This is a genomic window from Flavobacterium sp. (assembly GCF_017985075.1).
Taxonomy (GTDB): domain Bacteria; phylum Bacteroidota; class Bacteroidia; order Flavobacteriales; family Flavobacteriaceae; genus Flavobacterium.
The window spans coordinates 114,512-134,548 of the sequence record NZ_JAGNYF010000001.1 but is presented as its reverse complement, the minus strand read 5'-3'; the positions used below and the strand labels follow the sequence as shown (position 1 = coordinate 134,548).

Below are 20,037 nucleotides of genomic sequence, written 5' to 3'. Positions count from 1 at the left end.
TAAATAAAATAATTAAACATCAAAAAACAATTATGGCAATTACACTTGACTTTAATATTTTTTGGCCAGGCCAAGAAGATTTAGAAACACAATGTACAGAATTTATTGAGGGTACTATAGGCACTCCCGATAAAACAACAATTGTAAATGAAGATGAATCAGATCCAGAAGCTGGATATTCTTTGTTGTTTTACTACAAAGATTTATCATTAAATGATTTTTCGTTTTGGGATGAATTATATGATTTTGCAAATGAAACAGAATTATATGTAATAGTTTATGACCATTCAACCCATATAAGAAAAGGATATTGGTATGATGAAGATTCAGAATGGATCGAACAAGAAGTTGGCAAACAGGATTCTTACCTATCTAATATTTAATATTATTAAATGGAATTTCTAATTCAATATTCAAATGATTGTATAGAAAATCAATCCATTCGAAATTTAAGAATTTTTGCAGGTTATAAAAGAAAATTTTTACCAGATTCAAATTCCTTTCGTCACTATGTTGTTGTGATTGGTTATTCTGGTGGAGGTTGTCAAGAAGAATGTTCTTATGTAAAGTATGGTTCCAACCCTAATACCTCCAAAATTAATAGAGCCTATTCTTCTTTTCCTACAGATTGGGAGTACGAACATTTCAATGAAGAAATCAATGAAGTTTCAATAGAACTTGACGAAATGGATAAGGAAGTTTTTAAAGAATTTCAAACAATAATTAATAAATATCTTCTGTATAGCGACGAGGAAGATTGTTTTATTTTAAACTTTGAAAATGAAGAAATAAAGGACACTACATTTTATACTACACCAAAATTTCCAATTAAGATTTTAGAACAACTAAATTCGATTTATTGGCCTTTTTCGACTAGTTGGTAAAAAAAATAAATTAATAAATAACTACCATGGAAACCCTTATCATAATATTATTATTTGTCAATGTTTATTTAATTGTCGATTATCTATTAGACAATTATTATTTTAATGGAACACGAAAAGGTTATGTTTTAATTTTGAACAGACACTTCTTTTATGAGTTTTTTCAAATTGGGTTAATCGGGATATTAATTATAGCTCAATTGTATTATATAAAAGATATTCCATGGTATGGTTGGTTTATGACAATTATATTTATTATTACTTGGGCTAGTAGAATTTATACTACTTTCAAAAATAGAAATTGTGAAATTCAAATTGGTAAGGACAATATCATTTATATAAATAACGAAGGGAAAACTTTATCTATTGAGGCACCAAATTTTATTTCTATTAAAAAAGTAAAAAGTGACCGCCTCACAATACAATCTGAAGCAACAGATTATGTAGTTTTATTTAAAAATGAAAAAAATGAAGAATTAGAAATAAATTTGCATACAAGTTCTTTAGATTCTTATGTTACTCAAATTTATAAATCAATTATTAAGAATTTTCCCAAAGCGAAATTTGAAGGTATTCAACCTGGTAAATATTTAAACTTGAAAAACTTAAGTATTTCTTTACTTGTCTTATTGATAGTTGCATATATTTTGCATATAGTTTAAGAAATTAATTTTACTCAATCCTTATCACTTTACCAGGAGTTAAATGCGATGTGTCTTCAGCTGCGCCATATAATGTCCATAATATTGAACAATTTGGTTTTATTGTTGGTTTTGTTGCATAACCATCTGTGAAATACACACATCCTCCTATCCCTAAATTTCTGTTTTTATTTAACCAAGTAATCACTGGGTCAAAATTGGTACCTCCTCCGCCTTTAAGTTCAGGAAGTGTGGATTTTCTATTTAATTCCCAAACTTTGTGAATTTGACAATCACATTCAATAATGGTGATTTTGGCACCTGCTTTTTGAATACCAATTATTTCATTCCAAAATAACTGCAAAGTTTTTTCATCTATAGAGCCCGAGGTGTCAATGGCAACTGCAATATGTTGAAGTCGCTTTATTTTGGTTCCTGGGTTCCCAGGAAAGCGAGTGCTTTCTTTTCGTCTTGTTGATTCTAATTTGGTTTTACCACATGAATTTGAAAATATACGAAGTATTCTTTTCCAAGATACTTTTGGTTTTTCATTTAGCCTGGTTAATTCTCTTTGAATTTCTAGAGGTAAACTTCCAATGTTTTTAGTCCCAGATTTTTGTAAAGCTTGACCAATTAATTTTTTTATTGCAACATCAAGTACTTTTTCATTGGTGTTTTGTCCATCTTTTTTTTCAGCACCCCACAAATCATGATTACCTCTAGAATTTTTATTTGTTTCAATTGAATCTAAGGTACTTTTACTTTTTGGGTGTTTTTCTGCCGCATTTGAACTTCTTAATTTTCTTAATTTTTCATAATACCATTCAAAAGTTTGTTCTGGTAGTAAATCTAAATCTGGGAAACTAGTTAACAATAGTGCTCCTTGAGGTAAAGGCCATGGACTTACATATTGATTAACTACTAAATCAGCAGCAATGTTTTCTAATTCTCTATCAATTCCTCTTCCTCTAAATAAATGTTTGAAAACTAAATGTAACAGTTCATGTTTTAATACTGCAATTCGTTCTTTGTCGGATAATTCTTTTATTGTAAATATAGGATTTATCCATAAACAAAATCCATCATTTTTGTAAGAAACAGCCATAGTTGGTATTTCTTCAGTAACTATTCTCGACAATCCGGATAATACATGTGCATAAAAAGGCTCTTTTCGTAATAACTCTACACCAGCTTTTGCAACAGCATCATTTGCTTTATTTATTATTTGATTATCGATTTCCTTTGGCATATTAAATCATCTTTACAATTGCTTCTCCAACTTTAGGATTTTTGCATGCTTCTAATACCCCTTTTGATGAAGGCAAATTACTACTTCCAATTCCAGATAAATCACGATGCAAAGCAAATCTTAAATCGCCAGGAATTATATCCATTAAAAGGAAAGATGTTAAGTTAGTTGCTAAATTTTTGTGCGGTGTAAAATCTGAATTTTTAAGTTCAATAGTAATTCTAGTGCACAAAGTATTTACTAAATCTATTCTCTTAAATCCTCCATCTCCTGTTGCTAATTCATTTACAATAGCTATAAAATCATCTGGTTTTTCAGCGTTTAATATTATCGATGGATTTGGAATTTTTGTAAGCGCACTTTGAATAAATGTAATAAAACTAGTTACTGTTTCATCGTCCAAACAGCTAGATGCAATAATTGATACCAAATCAATCGACGCTGCTAAATCAGGAATTGTATGTATTTGACCGAAAAATTGAACCAATGACCTAGGGGTAGTTCGTCTGAAAGTGATTACTTCTGGATAAGTTAAAATAAAATCGACTCCTCTTCCATCAATTCCATTTTTTATTGCCCATTCTGCCCACGATTTAACATCAAAATTTAATGTCAGGTGCAACATTCTTGTTAGCATTGCGTCATCCATTGGTGTAACCGAATAATCGCCACTATCTGGATTTGCTGTAGCAATAATTTGCCATTTTGGTGGCAACGACCAAGAAAACATTTCAAAATTTTGTAATAACTGCATCGTTCCCCTTAGAATTCTATCATCGGCACGATTCATATCGTCTAATAATAATATTCCAGGACCTTCATCTGTAGGCACCCAATCTGGTGGCATATAGGCAGTTCGTTCGTCTCCAATTTTAGTTGGGTCTGGGTCTATTTTGAATGGTAATCCATGTAAATCACCCATTTCTTCAAATTGCGCCGGAGCACAATAGGCAATTTTCCATTTTTTAGATTTGGCAATATCCATCGCAATTTGAGTTTTACCCATACCATGGGTTCCCCAAATACAAATTGGCGTTGGACGTTTCCCCGTTTTTTCCTCTAATGCTAGGTTGGCTTCAAAAAGTTGATTTAAAACTCTTTGCATTTCAGCTCCACCTAATCGAGCGCCTAGGCATCCTTCTTGGTTAGTTGTACTCATGATAATTTTGTATTTTCTAAAATTCCATTATTTAAAACAAAGTCTTCGTTAGATAGTAATTTAATAAGAAATTTTGGTTCATGTAAAAATGCTTGCGTTATATCTAATTTCGTTAATTTTGATAGTTGTTCAATATTTTCAACAGAATAAAACCAACCTTTTAGATAGATATATTCCAATTTTTTCATAGAACTATTTAAGGTAAGCCTATTTAATGCAGCGTGGATAATTAATCTTAAATCATTGCAGTTTACTAAAAGTTCTAAGCCAGTAATAGAATTGCAATTTAGATTTAATTTTAGATACTCTAAACTCGCAAAGTTACTTGAAAAAGCAACATCAAGAAGGTGTGTTGCATTGGCAGCAGATTGGCCGACATAATATTGTTCTTGAATTGTCAATTTAACGAGGTTTTTGTTAATAGCCATACTATCAAAATTCATTATCTCTTTAATATTTGAAATATGAATATCTACAATTGATGGAACCTCAGTCATATCTATAAAATCGAAAGAAGCAAATTCTTCAATTTGAATTTGTTTTAATTTTTTAAATTTTGAAAACTTTCCAATAGAATTTATATAAGGAGTAAAATCAATATTGTTTTCCGAACCTAAAGAAATTTTGGCCTTCTTCACTTCAACATCACAATTCAAAAACAAAGCTTCAATTTTATTTCTAAATTGTCCAGCCAAAGATTCTTCAGGAGCTTCAAATAATAGAAGTAAACTGATTAGTCTAGCATTATTTTCATCTTCTAGTATTGATTTTGGCAGATAAGTAAAAACTAATTTTCCATCCCTTTCATTATAGTCAACAGAATTATATAATCGGTTTAATTCCTCTGGATTGCATAGACTTAATAACATAAAACCTTGATTGATGCTATCTGCGTCTGCTGCTTTAAAAAAGTCAATTATTTTACTGATGGAGACACCAGAATTAGCTTCATTTTTTTTAGGTTTTGATTTATTGTGCCTATTTAGCTCATCAAAAACTTGCATTCCCGAAAGATTTAATCGCTTTGGTTTTGGCTTTATAGCCAAACATCCTGATAATTTCATGTCGGTTATCGTTGACAAATTTACTAATGGTTCTAAAGAAGTAATTAAGCTACAATTAGTTAAATCGATAGTTTTAAGTTGTGTTAAATTTTCTAAACCGTTAATGTTTTCGAGTTGATTCAAATCGTTTAACACCAATTCAGTAATATTTGGGAACTGATGTATCCCTTCCAGATTTGTTATTGTTGAATTGGTGATAAGTAATTTTTTAACGCTTTCGCAACGAATATTTGGGTCTTTAAATAGTTTTTTAAGTTCGTTGTTCGCATTTAAAATTAAAACGGTATCACATTTTATTTTTTCAATTCCATCTAAAGTTTCAAGTGATGATTTATCAATATTTATAAATAAGCGTTCCTCTTTTGTACTTTGATAGACATCACTATAAAAATGACGGTGAGGTCTATCACCTATTGCATTAACAGCAACTAATGGAAACTCTTTGTTTTTATAATTTATTAAAGATAATAAGGCTAATTTATTAGCAGCAATTTGAGGTTTTGAATTTAATTCTATTGAAGAATCTATATAAATGGACCTCCCATCTCCAACCAAATTAATATTGAGTTCTACTAATTTTGGAAGCATAATAAGTTCTACATCATTTGCCTCTCCTTTAATTTTTAAAGTTTCTAAATCTAAAACACCGTTTAATTCTACTTCATTGGTATTGTAATCAATACTAGGACATAATTCTACATCAATATGTTTTATTCCCTCTACACCATCACCACTATTATAAAAATTATTTAAATTAAGTTCATTTTTAATAATCCCTTTGATATCTCCTAGATGTATTGCATTTGAAATATTGAAAGACACTAAATTGGGTAACTTGTCAATTTCTATAGGTTCAATAATATTACTACCTTTTGATTCTCCATCAATAGTTATACTTCTTAATTGTGAGCAATTATTAAGCCCTTTAATAGTAATGTTATCTTCTTTACTTTTCAATTTAATAGTAATCTCTTCAAGGAGTAAATTGTTTGAAAAATTTAGTACACCATTATTAGAATTACTCTCGAAGGTAAATGATTTTAGGTTTTTTAATTCAGAAAGTGCGTTTTCAGAAAAATTAATTTTATAATTATCATCAATAGATAAATTGAAGCTTTCTAACCCTCTAGGAATTCGCTCAGAAATTGTTTTAGCAAGGTCATTGTCCTTTATTGAAGTTGGAGCATTATTATAAATATTGAAAAATACTGAAATTTCAAATACATCGGCAGGTTGTCTCAGATATCTTTCAAAAAGTTCAATACTTTTAAATTCAAGTTTTGTAACCCCTAAATTTTTAATAATATCATGTAGTAATTGATCTGATAAATGGTTCCAATCTGAAGTTAGTGAAAGTTGGTCAAATTTATCTGTAGAATCATAGTAAGATTTTTCTTTTCTATGCCTTATTCTATCCTGTTTTTTTGCTTCATTTGGCAAACTTCCTTCAGAAGAAAAAGCCATTAATACGGCTCTAATCCAATCGGATTTCCATCTGTCATCTGGATTAGCTGGATTTTGTATCCAACCCATAGACCAGTATTCATTAATAACTTCTATTGGAAATAAGGGTATTAGTGTTACTGCTTGGTCCAAACCGGTTTCCCAATCGTTAAACAAATCTCGTAATTGACTGATTTTATAGTTTGTGCTCATTTTTTTTATTCAATATTTAATGTTTATATAATTTCATCCAATCGGGTAACTCATCTTCATTACCTAGCTCTTTAGCTAAACGATTTGCATTTGTTATGGCTTCTTGAGTTGCTTCGTGTTCTATACCAATATCTTGGTCATCTTTTCTAATTTCTGCTGATTGAATGTAATAATCTAGTGATTCGTTTGGTTGATTGAGTTCTTCGTAACATTTGGCTATTTGAAATGAAACCCCTCCTTTTTTTAATTTTTCAAATGCTTTTTTATAAAATTTTAATGCCTCTTCATAATCAAATAAAGCCATATAACAATTACCAATATTAAAATTTGAAGTCGCCACCTCATCATTCTCTGTACCTAAATTTTTTAATTGAATAAAGAGTAATTTCTGATAGTTAATAATAGCATTCTCAAAATCATCATTTAAATAATAATACCTTCCCAGATTATAAACGGTTGAATTAACATATTCATGAAAGTCATCAAATATAGTTGAATAAATATCTATACATTTATTGCAATATTCTATACACTTATTGAAATCTTCAAGCTCTTCAAAAATTAAAGCATAATTTGAATATAAATATGCCAGTTCTAATTTGGCTGAGTCATTTTGTATCTCTAGTAATATTTTTTCACTTTCATTAAAAAATTTTAATGCATTTTCAATTTCATTTTTGGCAAAGTAAACAAGTCCCATTTTACGTATTGTCAAAGAATTATTTGGCTGAATGTGATTTGCCATCTCAAAATAACTTAAAGCAAGTTCATATTCTTCTTTATCAAAAAAAATTGAACCCACATTAGCTATTGACGTTGGATTTTCAAAATTATTTAACTTATATATTTCAGTTGCTTTTAAATAATTTTCTAAAGCATTTTCTGAATTTTGATAGTGTTGAAAAGCAACTCCTAAATTGTTATAAGAATTTGCTGTGTTTATGCTTTTTTCACCAAATAATTTACTATTTATAACTATGCATTTTTTAAAACATTCTATAGCACTTTCAAAATTAACTTGTGCAATATAATTCCACCCTAAACTGGAATATATATTCATAAAAGATATACTATCTTTTGGAACAACTTCTTTGGCTATATCTAAGCATTTCAATAATAGTTTTTCCGATTCACTAAATCTATTCAGTAATCGTAATAACTCTGCATAATTCGAATAAATCATTATAAAAAGAAAATGATTGTGTCCTAAAAATTTATTTGTGTAATCGATTGCATTTTTAAAAATAATTTCGCTTTCAATAAATTCCTTTTTTTGAAGTTTACAACAAGCAATACTATTTAAAAATTCTAATTTTTGAATTTGATAGTCAAACCCTTTTTTATCACCTAATAACTCGTTACCTTTAATAAAGTTTTCTAAAGCATAATCAATATTATTTGGCAATTTATAATATGCCTGCCCAATATTTTGTAATAGCTTTAAATATTCTAGTGAAATATATTCATTCACTTGATTTTTTAAATATTCATTATAAATTTCAATTGCAGTTTTAGGTGAAATTACACAAACTAAATCTATAAGGTAAAATAGGTATTTTTTTTTATCAATTTCGAGATAATTATAAAATGTTTTCTGCAATAATATATTCTCAATTTCTGAAAGTTTAAATTCAGCGTCATATAACTCTAAACAAGATAATTTTATCAAGTCTTGACTAAAAAAGCCAATACCTTCAATTTTATAAATATGTTTGTCAAATTGAATCTGTAAATTATGCAGTTGATTTTTTTTTATTTCTTTTCTTAATAATTCTAATAAGACCCAATCATTCTCGGTAGGATTCTCTAAAAGCTTATCAACAGTTTTTTCTACACCTTGAGACTTCAAAAAATACAATAAAGGAGTTACACACAAGTCTAACTTTTCTTTTCCTTCATCTATTAATTGTGCAATCAAATCAATTTTACCTTCTAAGGCTTGTTCGCATAAAAAAGATTCAATCGCAGATTTTTGTAGTTTGGTTCCTTTTGCTAATATTTCATCAATTGCAACTGTTGTAAGTATCGGATTTAGTTGGTTTAATTTTGTGCCTAATAAATACAATAAAAGCCCTTCTACGGTAAAACTCACATAAACTGTTAAATCTTTTATATATCGGCTTATCCAACCTAAAGTTAATAAACGTTGATATGGAGCATTAGTAGTATCATTTAGAAAATATAGTTGTAAGTTTTTATTGTTTAATACCGTATCCAACAACAATTCATTTTCGCCTTGTTCCCAAACAGCATCCGCTAAAAGAGTCATAAATTTTTGTTCTTCAATTGAGAAGGTTGCGAACCAGTCTTTCCAAACGTGTAAGTGTTTCGTGCCTTTTTTGGGAAGGTTTTTACCTTTATACGTTTCTAAGAAAATACGCAAAACCAAAGGGTTGTTAATTTGCAGGTATAATCCTCTATCAAAAGTGGCAATGTCATTAAATGAAAATAATGGTTTGAAACGATTTTTATCTTTTGTAACGTAACTATCCCATGCACTCTCCATTTCCTTCATATCTAGAGGCGTTAACCAAAAAGTAAAAGCACTTATTCTGGCTTCATGACCTTTGTTTTCACCATAGATATATTGCATTTGGTCTTCGGTAATAACATAGCGGTCTAAATCTGTTCTTGTATTGGCTCTGTTAGTAATAACAAACTTAAGACATCCTGGTTCGAAAGCACTAGAAATTTCAAGAATTTCTTGCCAAAAAGCTTCTGCATTTGAGGATTCATTTAATCCATCTATCAAAATAAAAGAAGGTTCGAATTGCGTTCCGGCCAATGCAGTATATCTTGCTATATCCAAAGAATAATCCATATTCAATTGGAAACATAATTCTTCTTTTAAAGAGGATTTTTCCATGCGCGAAGCACGAATTAACAAACTTGTTAAATTACGTTCTACATATTGCTTTTGCATTTCAACTAACAAATTGGTTTTTCCACTACCAGCCTCAGCTGCAATAAAAAAGATATTGGCACGAGCACCAATCCATTCGCGCAATTTGATTTCCATCTCTTCCCGATATTGGTAAATTCCTTCGATTACTTTTTTTTCATTAAGTAATGATTTCAACATTAATTTATTTTCTTCGGCGATGCGTTCTACAAATACCTCTTTTGTAAAAGTTTCAGGAGTAAAAGGAATTTCTTTTTGTTTATCTCGCAACAATAAATTAAGCCGTTCTAATAGTTTTCCCGAAGTTTGCTTTATTATGCCTTCAGGACTAAAAAAAGTAATAGTTTTACCGTTATTAGATTCATAAGACATAATATTGGCTTTTTCATAACTTTCAATAGCTAATTCACCAGGAATAATAAAAAACGGGATAATAGGCATACTTGCATTAGTATCTCTATTGTAAATAGAAACATTAGAATCAATAGTGATATTGGTTTCAAATGGTTTTATTTCGATTCCTTGTAAGGAAAAATAAACTGTTGCTTCTTGTTTCAACATTGGAAACTTTTCACTAAAAGTAAGTTGCTCTAATAATGTTCTAAAAATAGGAAAATAGTCATTCCATAAGTTTTCAGAAATTACCGAATCCAAAGTTAATCCATGACCTAAATAGCGATTTCTAAAATTAATAAGCATACCAATCCCAGTAGCGGTTTGCTTTATTTGTTTAATTTCTCCACCATTATAAGAATCAATTACCTCTATTTCCCCATTATATATTTTTCTTTTTTTGCCTGTTTCAACGGTATCATAATATTCCAATAAATCAGGACAGAAAAAAACATGCTTTTGAGTTTTTAAATATAATAAGCATTCTCTAGTAAAAGCATTCCAAGAACCGAAAGAAGGTTGCGCTAAATTTTGTAAAAATAAATCTACTATTTTTCGATCTTTAAAAGGACTATTGAAGAATTCAGAGGCGGTCAGCAATCCTAAATATTTGAGGTAATTCAAAAAAGTATCTCTCAAAAAATTCAACCGTTGAGATGCGTTTTTTTCTAAAAGTGTCTGTTGTAATGGATAAGCAATAACATAAGGAAGTGAATCAATTAAAGCTATATCTTCTTGTGATAAAGAATCAACAACTTCCGAAAGTGGTGTTTGACATACAGGACAATTTATCGCTACTGGAAACTCAGCTTTAGAAATTGCAATAGCGCAAGATGGGGTTTGACAATTGAAACTCATTTATAACTCTTTAAAAATACAAACTGTATACTCTTTTGAAGTTTGAGCACCATCAACACTATTGATAACTTTTACGGGAACAGTTTCAAATTTTATAAATTCTGACTTATTTCCAGAATTTGCATTGATAAAATCTTGCAGTTTTTTTGCTACATCAGACGCACTAGCTTTCTCATCTATCTTAATACCTAAAGGCATTACTTTATAATTTTTTATCATTTGAGTATTTTTAATTAATTCTATATGGTCTAATTACAGCACCAGTTGTAAAACTTATCCACTCGGCTTCGTCTTTATTAATGCCGTCATACATGTAAATGATTCCTTCTTTACATTTAAAAAAGGTTTCTGCTTTAATCCAATGAATTTCTTCCTGATATTTAATCTTTAAATAGACCGATTGATTAGTTTTCTGAATAATGTTTTTAGCTTCCTCCATTTTGTCTAGATACTTCCAATCAAAAGAATCTTTCCAATATTCTAAATTTTCATTGGTATCTAACGGATGTAAAACAACATTTCCACCAGCATTATAATACAACAACCATTCTTTGTCGTTGATTATTTGTCTGCTGAAGGTTTCAATTTCGATTTTCGAAATACAATGAACTATAAATATAGAGATTAAATCTAAGGTTACATAAAATTCAAATTCCACTTTACTTGGCGTTCCATGACCTCTTGTTTTATTTCGAATATAAGCCAAATAATTAAATAAATCGAATAGGATTGGTTCATCAGACACTTTTTTGTCGTAATGTAAATCTGTAATTAAGTACTTTTTTAATCTTTCAAAATTATCACTATCTGTATACTTTGTTTTTAGAAGTACTTTTATCGATTTCTCAAATGCATTTAGTTTTCCTTTTTCGCTAATTGTTCTTAAAAAACCTACACATGGTCCAAAGGATAATTGACTATATTTTGAGTTTCGATCTTCAATACTATTCTCGTTTTTTTCTAAATAATTATTAAATTCATTTGTTAAACTAAACAAATACCTGGCTGCTATTTCGGCAATAGAAAGCGCATCTACAAATCGAGAAGGCACCGAACCACCTTCGCGCATTTGTCTTAACAGGGTATTAATTTCAAAAGGTCCATTATTTATCAATTCCGATTGCAACTGCTCATAATCAGTCTTATTTTCTTTAAAGTATTCCCGAACCAACATATTAATTCGCACCGATTCGGTATTGATTGAATTGATAAATGTATCAATTGTTTTTGCTTCTTCTTCAGGATTATCATCTAAAACAAATGCCTTTTCATCAATAATTGCTTGTTTAACAGCAATCCGTTCTCTAATGCAATTTGCCTGTTCGGTTTCTATAGGTTTTGAATATGTATCTATAGTTTGATTTGCAATAAAAAAATAGTCAATTACTGTATCTACTCGACCTAAAAAATTTGTGAAATCATTTTCAATTCTAATAATTTTATCAGATTCATCTCCACCATCAATTAACACCAAATGATGAGCTCCTTTAGATATTTCATCAATATGTTGAACTTTATTAAAATTAACTACTTTTTCATATGGACTTACTAACACACCATAAGTGCTGTCCTCGGTAATTTTAATCAAAATTCTTTGAACCAAAAAGGTAATTTTTTTTGAAATCACAAGATTGTTTAAATAATTTTGATTCCCCGTAATTATAGAAAAACTGATGTAATCTTTTAAAGGATTATTAGATTTTCGATTATAATAGAAATATAAAATGAAATTTATTAATCCAATTAATACAAATGCATCTATACTAAAACCTAAAAAAATTATAGCACATACATTTAACATAAAATAAAGTGTATGATGACTACTATTGTTTTTCCAGTCATCTATTAATGTGTTTCTATTTGCCAAATCAAATTTTGGATGTATTTCATCATCCGATTTGTCAAAAAAACTCATAATCATAAGTATCCATAAAGCCCATGAAAAAGGCATTAATACCAAACCAATCCACTTAGGAGAAAAAAACCTTAAATAACCGGTAGACACAAAATTTTCTTGAATTTCGTATTTCCTAGTTCTTGTATAAATAAAAAAATGATTAAAGAAATAATATAAATGAATTAATAATATAATTAATCTATATTTTAAAGAAAACTCTCCTTTTAATGCAAAAACAATTGAACAAATTAATAATATTCTGAGACTATACCACATTACTGTAAATATGTAATAATCTCCAGTTTCTATATTTTTTTCGTCTTTTGATTTTTCAAATAATTTATCAATAATAATTACTAGGACATAAACAATTAAGCCCCATATTTCTATTTTATTAAAAATGAATAATATTAAATAAATATAGTGGTACGTTGCAAAAAAATTTAAAAACTTTGAAATTGGTTTTGGAAATGTATAATAAAATTTATTAGGGAAAAAGGTTAATAACATAAATACCTGAAGCGCATGCCAAATCCATGGATTGGCATCTAAAATACCTTTAAGAAAAGTGCTATAGTAGGTAATTTGTTCCATGTATTATTTATTCCTTTTTTTAATCCACTTCAATATATTTTTTCCAAATACATAAAACCCAACTCCTCCGCCAAGCACTAGAACAATTGAAATAGTGGTTACCCAATAAATTTCTGAGCTCCATCCTAGTATTTTTTGTCCTTCAATTAAATAATCATAAACCGGCTGTACAGAAGATACTGAGGTAAGAACGGTAACAATCCCTAAAATTTTATTGGTTTTATCTTGTTGTTCCTCTTGAATTTTTTGCCCTACTGCAACGATTTTCTCATTAAGTAATTGTAGTTCTTTTTCTATATCAAGTGAAGTCCTAATTTTATTATAAATTTCGGTTGGTAAAAAATTATACGAAATATAATTAAAGTAATATTTAGCCAGAAAATCTTGAAAATTAGACCTTCTGTCTTCATCTAAATCGGCAATTTCAAAATTGTATTTAAATAGATTATATTTAATAAATAAGCAATAAAGATAAATACCATGGTAAATGTTTAAATAAGTACTTTTTTTCCAATCGGTATCTAATATTTTATTTCCAACTACGGTATAGGTGTCAAGTAAAGCCAATCCTTCCCAGTTATTAAATATAGATATTGCATTTTTATTGGTCAATTGCTTTACATAATCTTTATCCATTGAATCATAGTTATTTCCAATTGCAGAACCTATTCTAGATAATGTACCAATATCAAAAAGTAACGATTTCATTTCATTTTTTTCGGTAAGCTCAGGAATATCTAATATCATGTAAAGTTTGTACTTTGAACCAGAATATTCATCAACTTTAATTGAATTTCCTCTAGTACTAGCACCAACCAATATTTCTTTCTCAATATATTGATGCCATTTATCATAGTGTGAATGTTCAATGTTAGTTTCAAAGTTACGTGCTAAAAATGCCGCATCTGAAAATTTTGATAAATCTGTTTTCTCAGTTTCTATTTTTATATTTAAAGTAAATAATCCAAATCCTTCTTCAAATAAATCCAATCGACTATCAATTATTTTTAACTGAACTTCTTTGGATTTAGTTTTTCCATCAAATTGATAAGTAAATAAATCTACAATTGAGTTTTCAGTATTTTTTTTAACTAATATTGAATGTCTTTTTTTATTATTATTAAAAAATTGATTTCTTAAATCAGGATAAAAAAAATCTTTACTGAATTTTTCTGAATCTTCAGAAAACTGCAACTCTTCATAAGTAGCTTCATTAGCTTTCTTTTGAAAATCTTTATCATAATTAAATACCCCAGTAATTTTAAGGATATAATTATCTATTGTATACTGAGTATAATCTTGGCTCATAGTTACCATTTTAGTTGAATTCCAAAGTTTAACGAATAATAAAAGTTTGCTACAGGTACTAATCTGTAATTATCTATTGTATGGTCATAATGTATGACAAAACTCAAATTTTTAGACATTTTAATGTATGTATTTATATCCATAAACCACCTCATATTAAGAAAACCCCTATTCATAGGTAATTGAAAATAAGAAATAGCTGAAATATCCACATTCTCATTAATTTTATAAGCCATTTTCCAATAATTATTTAAACGAAAAAGGGCACGATTAAGCGTGGGTGTAGTTTCTAATAGTTCGTAATTAGTTACGCCACTCCAATTCCATTGCTCCGATTCGTGAAAAACACCTAAACCAGCATATAAATCTAACTTCTTTTTTTCAAAGAAACGTTTTCTAACATTCGAACCAATTACTTTTCTATATTCCATACCTAAAGCTCCATTCCATTGGTATTGTGCATATGATTCGTTACTCCATTCTCTTGAATCTTTGTCTCTAAAACGAACTTGAATAAATCCCTCATTCTGAATCATGTCTTTACCATTTAGCGTAAAATCATTGTTCAAAGCAAAAACAAAAAAATAATTATTTTTTAAAAAGTGATTTAGTTCAAACTTTGTACTACCATCAAGTACATTTTTTTTTAATTTATCAGAACTAAATGATACATCTGTATATCCTGTCCATTTTTTGAAAACAGAGTCATTCTCTGAAATTCTATCTACATTTAAAATCTGTGAGTGAATCGGAAGTACCGCAATTAATAATAGCCATAAATAATATTTCTTCATAAATAAAAAAATTTAAAAACTTTGTAGAAAGTATCAAAAATAACATAATTTTTCTAAAAAAGATTAAATTATATATATTTACTAAAATAATGAAATAAATCAAACGATGATAAAAATTTCTCGCAGCAAAATAGATTTATTTTTAGAGTGCCCTAGATGTTTTTACTTAGACATTCAAAAAAAAATAAAAAGACCTCCAGGATTTCCTTTCAACCTTAATAACGCAGTTGATAGCTTATTAAAAAAAGAATTTGATCGTCATCGAGAAGCTGGGACTAAACATCCCATACAAATTGAGTTTGATATTGATGCTATTCCTGCCAATCATCCAATGATTGATAAATGGAGACAATCTATGCAGCATGGGGGTAATATTTAAAGACATTGAAAGAGAGTTACATATTTATGGAGGAATTGATGATTTATGGATTAATTCAGATGGAGAGTACCATATAGTGGATTACAAAGCAACAGCTAAAGAAACTCCTGTAACAGAATTAGCAGATTGGACAGCAGGTTACAAGCGGCAGATGGAAGTGTACCAATGGTTACTCAGAAAAAACGGCTTAAAAGTATCCAATACGGCTTATTTTGTTTATTGCACAGGAGATAATAATGCCGAATGCTTTAATAATAAAATTGAATTTCACTCTCATATTATTCCTTACGAAGGAAATGATAGTTGGATAAGTCAAGCTATTAATGATTTACACAGTTGTTTATCTAATCCTAGAATTCCAAATAAAAATGATACATGTCAATATTGTAACTTTTTTGGTAAGTTATACTCGGAATTGGTAAAAGAAAAAAATGGAAATCGTGAATAATAAAAATAAATATATTAAAAGAAAGACTAAGAGAACGTTTTCAAAAAATATTAATTTTGAAGTCTAAAAGGTGATTTGAAATAACGCATTTTCAAGATACACTAGCATTTGAAGGAGATTTGTGAAATTGATAACTTTTAATTAATTTTAAAAAAAATAAAAACATGCCATGTAATCACAGATTTTATAAAGAATTAATTCCAAAATGGGAAATAGAACATCTTTTTGTTGGAACTTTTAATCCTGAATGGAATGAAAATAATGCAGTTCAAGCGGATTATTTTTATGGGAGAAAAAGAAATAATTTTTGGAGTATTGTATCGATTGTTTTTGGGTGTGAAAATTTAAAATATAAATCAAAAAAAGATAAATTACTTTTTTTAAAAAATAAAAAAATTGGTATTACAGATTTGATTCTATCTGTAAAAAATGCTTCTATTGCTTCTGAAGTTGATGTTAATAATTTGACAAAAAAATTTTCAGATAATATTTTAAATAAATATGAACTCGATTTTAATACAAACAATATTTTAGATTTAATAAAAAATAATAAATCAATTAAAGGTGTTTATTTAACAAGATCAACTTTAAATGGAATAAATAAAATTGCAATTGAATGGAATAAAATAGAGGAATATTGTAAAACAAACAATATAAATTATAACTTACTTAAAACACCTGCAAATTATGGAGGTGGAAGTGTCAAAAAATCAATTGATTGGATTTCAAAAATTAATATTTAATTCAACCTCTCACATTTATCCCCAAATCTACCCACAAAAAAATCAACCTCTTTGTTGTCCCATATTTCTATTCCTTGACTTTTATTATCCATTATTTCCCAAAGGGTAAGTTCAATTATGATATAATCGTTTGTTTTTTCAATTACTCGCTGAGAGGGATGAAAAATTTTATTTTCAACATAACTTATAGCCCAGTTAGTAAACTTAAAACGGTATTTTTTTATTCTATTTCGATCTAAAATGGAATTGTAAATAATACCAAAACTATTTTTTAACAAAATTTCTAAATGACTTTCTTTATATAATTTTTTATAATCAAAAAAAATGTGTTCACCATGATTATGAGTTTCTTCTTTTATAGCAGGTACTACAGATAAATTTACAATATTATCTATACTATATGTAGTTAATAATGATTTTGGATTATAGTCATTATTCTCTTCTATTTCAGTTCCCAATAAGTAGTATCTACCGTCGTAATACCTTACTTGTAATGGAGCTATATACTTGGATTTATTTTGTTTTGAGTTAAAATATTCAAAGTAAATTGCCTGTCCTTTCTTTATAAATTCTAAAATTTCAGCGGTTAATAACATTAAATCTTCTTTGAAGTTAATTGAAGGGTTAGTTTTTATAAAATAAGGACTTGGGTCCAATTCTTTAGAAGTAAAATTAAATTCATTTTTTAGTTTATCTTTCAACCACTTAGTAATGCTTAAATTTTCTTCTGTTTTAAGTAAACCCATAAGTATTGGAAGTGATTTTATTTCGTTTTCAGTCAAGAAATCTAAATCATCATCTACTGATTCTATGAAATAATAGTTTTTATTTTTATAACCTTTTTTAGATAGAATTTCATAGCCTTTTGATTTTAATACAATAATATCACGTGAAATGGTTCTTTCTGAGACCCCTTTCAGATTGTCGTGAATCAATTTTTCATTCACCAATTCTGTAAGTCCGTTAAGATTAACATGATTATTTTTTATAATACTTGGAATCATCTTTAATCGTACAGCTTCATTTTTTATATCACTCATAATAGAAGATTGACATTTTTTGGCAAAGTTATATAATAAATTTGTCCCATCAAAGCAAGAGTGGCGGAATTTGGTATCGGTGCACAGAACCAAAAAGTAGACGCGCTAACCTAGTGTTAGTGGATTAATTTAATTCTTGGAGGTGCGAGACCTCCCTCTTGCACTAATTTAAATCACTATTCTATGAGTAATTTACAATTCGACAAATTAAAATTCATTGAGTATGTTGTTGGAGAAAGTTTTGGCACTAATAACAACGAGACACTCATGCAACAAACTGAGATTAAAGAACTACAAAAATTCTTTAAAATTAATTACAATGAGTTGGTAGTTCTTTCCATACTCATAGAAGGTGGAATTCGCCAAGAAGAACTGGGTATTGATGCCTTTTTGGAATACTTTGGCGGTGGATTATCTGGTATAAAACATATTAATAAGGCCCTACATTCTCTAATTTCCAAAGGATATGTGGTATCAACCACAAAAAATAAGTTTAGCAAAACCCTAATCAAACAAACGTTTCAAGTAGATGAGAAAATCTATGAGGCTTTATTGGAAAATAAGCAAGAAAGACTGGAATTTAAACCTGCCGAAAACTTCAATCAATTATTAAAAAATGTAAATGAAATTTTCAGAAAGCGAAAAGATGGATGTTTTGATGCTACAACGTTAAAAAAACTCGTTGAGCGAGAATTAAACGCTGCAACAAAAGATGAGTCACTTAATTGGCTGAACAGTTTTTCAAATTTAACACTTGAGGATAAAATTCTATTTCTATTTGCTGCCTATACCCATCAAAAAGATGAGGAACAAATCGATTTAGAATTTCACATTAAACAAATTGAAGACAATTTTTCAAAACAAAAAGCATTTAGGGATAGTATTGCAAATAAGACTTCTTCATTAGTAACAAACGATTTACTTCTTAAAGAAGAAGATGGTTTTGTTTTTGATGAATTTGTAGGATTAACAGAAAAATCCAAAAATGCTTTGTTTCAAAAGGAAACCAATAAAGCAAAAAAGAAAGCATTTTCAACAGCTACAATATTACAGCCAGAAGATATATTTTTAGAGGAGTTATTTTACAATGAATCAGAATGGCAACAAATCAATACAATAGAAAAGATATTGAGTAAAGAAAAGCACCAATTAGTTGTAAATCAATTAATGGATAATGGATTAGCAAAAGGAATTTCTATAATTTTTAATGGCTCTTCTGGTACTGGAAAAACGGCTACTGCTAAACGCTTAGCTAAAATTACAAATCGCCCTCTATTTTGTGTGGATGTAGAAAAAATTGCTAACAAATGGATTGGCGATTCAGAAAAAAATACCAAGAAAATCTTCGATGAATATTACGAGTTTTCCAATCAATGTGAACTAACTCCTATCCTATTCTTCAACGAAGATAGTATCTTTTCAAAGCGCGTTGATGTGGGGCATTCCTCCGATCGAACGCACAACAGCATGCAGAATATTTTGTTAGAACAAATGGAGCAATTTTCAGGAATTTCAATTGTTACCAGTAACCATGCAGAAAAATTGGACAAAGCATTCGAAAGACGTTTTCTTTATAAAGTCGAATTTGAAAAACCTACAAAAGAAACGCAATTTAGTTTGCTATCCAATGCTTTTCAAAACATCTCAAAGGATACAATCAACACTATTTTAGAAGACTATTCCTTTACAGGCGGCCAAATTTATAATATCCGTAAAAAATATATCATGCAATGCATCATTGAGGATGTTAATTTAGATGAACTTTTCATCAAACTTTGTAAAGAAGAATCAGAAACAAAGACCAGTCAAAAAATCGGATTTAACATTAATAACTAGAAACAATGGAAAAAACTATCCGTTCCTATTTGAACTCACTAATCATAATTTTTATCTTTTACTTCGCCACTCGAGGAATCGTAAAATTATTTTGGAATCATAACAACAGAGAGGTTGTTAAAGCTCGGACATTTATATTGTTCACATGCTTATTTATAGGCTCCTTTTTCTATATTGTAATAACCTACCATT

Annotated in this window: 16 protein-coding genes; 7 read left to right on the top strand and 9 right to left on the bottom strand. The window is 28.6% G+C overall.

The features are described from left to right. The first annotated feature begins 32 nt into the window (after positions 1-32). The 3 genes from KA468_RS00580 to KA468_RS00570 are packed head-to-tail and all read left to right on the top strand — an operon-like array spanning position 33 to position 1,546. Complete coding sequence (locus KA468_RS00580) at positions 33-383, top strand: hypothetical protein (protein WP_291241012.1); 351 nt, start codon at positions 33-35, stop codon at positions 381-383. A 9-nt stretch (positions 384-392) separates the two neighbouring features. Continuing rightward, positions 393-884, top strand: coding sequence for a hypothetical protein (locus KA468_RS00575; RefSeq protein ID WP_291241011.1), 492 nt, complete (start codon positions 393-395; stop codon positions 882-884). Positions 885-910: 26 nt separating this feature from the next. Continuing rightward, the gene (locus KA468_RS00570) at positions 911-1,546 is read left to right on the top strand and encodes a hypothetical protein (protein ID WP_291241010.1); all 636 of its coding nucleotides are present in this window, start codon (positions 911-913) and stop codon (positions 1,544-1,546) included. Between the two features lie 10 nt (positions 1,547-1,556). On the opposite strand, the gene KA468_RS00565 is transcribed toward KA468_RS00570, so the two are convergent. Genes KA468_RS00565 through KA468_RS00530 form a run of 8 tightly spaced genes read right to left on the bottom strand, consistent with a single transcriptional unit; the run spans position 1,557 to position 15,399 of the window. Further along, positions 1,557-2,774 (bottom strand): VWA-like domain-containing protein, encoded by a 1,218-nt coding sequence (locus tag KA468_RS00565; protein WP_291241009.1) that lies wholly within the window; start codon positions 2,772-2,774, stop codon positions 1,557-1,559. Between the two features lies 1 nt (position 2,775). Next, positions 2,776-3,933 (bottom strand): AAA family ATPase, encoded by a 1,158-nt coding sequence (locus KA468_RS00560; RefSeq protein WP_291241008.1) that lies wholly within the window; start codon positions 3,931-3,933, stop codon positions 2,776-2,778. Continuing rightward, positions 3,930-6,653 carry a leucine-rich repeat domain-containing protein gene (locus KA468_RS00555; RefSeq protein WP_291241007.1) on the bottom strand — a complete coding sequence of 908 codons (2,724 nt, stop codon included), beginning with the start codon at positions 6,651-6,653 and terminating at the stop codon, positions 3,930-3,932. Before KA468_RS00555 ends, KA468_RS00560 begins: the two co-directional genes overlap by 4 nt. A 16-nt stretch (positions 6,654-6,669) precedes the next feature. Further along, complete coding sequence (locus tag KA468_RS00550; RefSeq protein ID WP_291241006.1) at positions 6,670-10,806, bottom strand: tetratricopeptide repeat protein; 4,137 nt, start codon at positions 10,804-10,806, stop codon at positions 6,670-6,672. Further along, positions 10,807-11,025 (bottom strand): hypothetical protein, encoded by a 219-nt coding sequence (locus KA468_RS00545; RefSeq protein ID WP_291241005.1) that lies wholly within the window; start codon positions 11,023-11,025, stop codon positions 10,807-10,809. Positions 11,026-11,035: 10 nt separating this feature from the next. Continuing rightward, on the bottom strand, positions 11,036-13,297 hold the full coding sequence (locus tag KA468_RS00540; RefSeq protein WP_291241004.1) for a hypothetical protein: 2,262 nt from the start codon (positions 13,295-13,297) through the stop codon (positions 11,036-11,038). A 3-nt stretch (positions 13,298-13,300) separates the two neighbouring features. Next, on the bottom strand, positions 13,301-14,605 hold the full coding sequence (locus tag KA468_RS00535; protein ID WP_291241003.1) for a hypothetical protein: 1,305 nt from the start codon (positions 14,603-14,605) through the stop codon (positions 13,301-13,303). Between the two features lie 2 nt (positions 14,606-14,607). Next, on the bottom strand, positions 14,608-15,399 hold the full coding sequence (locus KA468_RS00530; RefSeq protein WP_291241002.1) for a DUF481 domain-containing protein: 792 nt from the start codon (positions 15,397-15,399) through the stop codon (positions 14,608-14,610). Positions 15,400-15,505: 106 nt separating this feature from the next. Here KA468_RS00530 and KA468_RS00525 point away from each other — a divergent pair, with 106 nt between their 5' ends. From KA468_RS00525 to KA468_RS00515, 3 genes are all read left to right on the top strand, one after another. Next, positions 15,506-15,778, top strand: coding sequence for a hypothetical protein (locus tag KA468_RS00525; RefSeq protein WP_291241001.1), 273 nt, complete (start codon positions 15,506-15,508; stop codon positions 15,776-15,778). Then, positions 15,762-16,226: a PD-(D/E)XK nuclease family protein gene (locus KA468_RS00520; RefSeq protein WP_291241000.1), complete on the top strand. Its 465-nt coding sequence runs from the start codon at positions 15,762-15,764 to the stop codon at positions 16,224-16,226. Before KA468_RS00525 ends, KA468_RS00520 begins: the two co-directional genes overlap by 17 nt. Positions 16,227-16,390: 164 nt before the next feature. Beyond that, positions 16,391-16,969, top strand: a complete 579-nt coding sequence (locus tag KA468_RS00515; protein WP_291240999.1) for a hypothetical protein — start codon at positions 16,391-16,393, stop codon at positions 16,967-16,969. Here the strand turns inward: KA468_RS00515 and KA468_RS00510 are convergent. Continuing rightward, on the bottom strand, positions 16,966-18,009 hold the full coding sequence (locus KA468_RS00510) for a YafY family protein (protein WP_291240998.1): 1,044 nt from the start codon (positions 18,007-18,009) through the stop codon (positions 16,966-16,968). The genes KA468_RS00515 and KA468_RS00510 overlap by 4 nt on opposite strands. 183 nt (positions 18,010-18,192) lie before the next feature. On the opposite strand from KA468_RS00510, the gene KA468_RS00505 reads away from it, so the two are divergent. Further along, positions 18,193-19,845, top strand: a complete 1,653-nt coding sequence (locus KA468_RS00505; protein ID WP_291240997.1) for an AAA family ATPase — start codon at positions 18,193-18,195, stop codon at positions 19,843-19,845. Positions 19,846-20,037: the final 192 nt, after the last annotated feature.

What these genes read in the sequence shown, in the direction of transcription:
- KA468_RS00580 (WP_291241012.1), top strand. Translation starts at nt 33, where the DNA reads ATGGCAATTACACTTGACTTTAATATTTTTTGGCCAGGCCAAGAAGAT.
- KA468_RS00575 (WP_291241011.1), top strand. Translation starts at nt 393, where the DNA reads ATGGAATTTCTAATTCAATATTCAAATGATTGTATAGAAAATCAATCC.
- KA468_RS00570 (WP_291241010.1), top strand. Translation starts at nt 911, where the DNA reads ATGGAAACCCTTATCATAATATTATTATTTGTCAATGTTTATTTAATT.
- KA468_RS00565 (WP_291241009.1), bottom strand. Translation starts at nt 2,774, where the DNA reads ATGCCAAAGGAAATCGATAATCAAATAATAAATAAAGCAAATGATGCT.
- KA468_RS00560 (WP_291241008.1), bottom strand. Translation starts at nt 3,933, where the DNA reads ATGAGTACAACTAACCAAGAAGGATGCCTAGGCGCTCGATTAGGTGGA.
- KA468_RS00555 (WP_291241007.1), bottom strand. Translation starts at nt 6,653, where the DNA reads ATGAGCACAAACTATAAAATCAGTCAATTACGAGATTTGTTTAACGAT.
- KA468_RS00550 (WP_291241006.1), bottom strand. Translation starts at nt 10,806, where the DNA reads ATGAGTTTCAATTGTCAAACCCCATCTTGCGCTATTGCAATTTCTAAA.
- KA468_RS00545 (WP_291241005.1), bottom strand. Translation starts at nt 11,025, where the DNA reads ATGATAAAAAATTATAAAGTAATGCCTTTAGGTATTAAGATAGATGAG.
- KA468_RS00540 (WP_291241004.1), bottom strand. Translation starts at nt 13,297, where the DNA reads ATGGAACAAATTACCTACTATAGCACTTTTCTTAAAGGTATTTTAGAT.
- KA468_RS00535 (WP_291241003.1), bottom strand. Translation starts at nt 14,605, where the DNA reads ATGAGCCAAGATTATACTCAGTATACAATAGATAATTATATCCTTAAA.
- KA468_RS00530 (WP_291241002.1), bottom strand. Translation starts at nt 15,399, where the DNA reads ATGAAGAAATATTATTTATGGCTATTATTAATTGCGGTACTTCCGATT.
- KA468_RS00525 (WP_291241001.1), top strand. Translation starts at nt 15,506, where the DNA reads ATGATAAAAATTTCTCGCAGCAAAATAGATTTATTTTTAGAGTGCCCT.
- KA468_RS00520 (WP_291241000.1), top strand. Translation starts at nt 15,762, where the DNA reads ATGGGGGTAATATTTAAAGACATTGAAAGAGAGTTACATATTTATGGA.
- KA468_RS00515 (WP_291240999.1), top strand. Translation starts at nt 16,391, where the DNA reads ATGCCATGTAATCACAGATTTTATAAAGAATTAATTCCAAAATGGGAA.
- KA468_RS00510 (WP_291240998.1), bottom strand. Translation starts at nt 18,009, where the DNA reads ATGAGTGATATAAAAAATGAAGCTGTACGATTAAAGATGATTCCAAGT.
- KA468_RS00505 (WP_291240997.1), top strand. Translation starts at nt 18,193, where the DNA reads ATGAGTAATTTACAATTCGACAAATTAAAATTCATTGAGTATGTTGTT.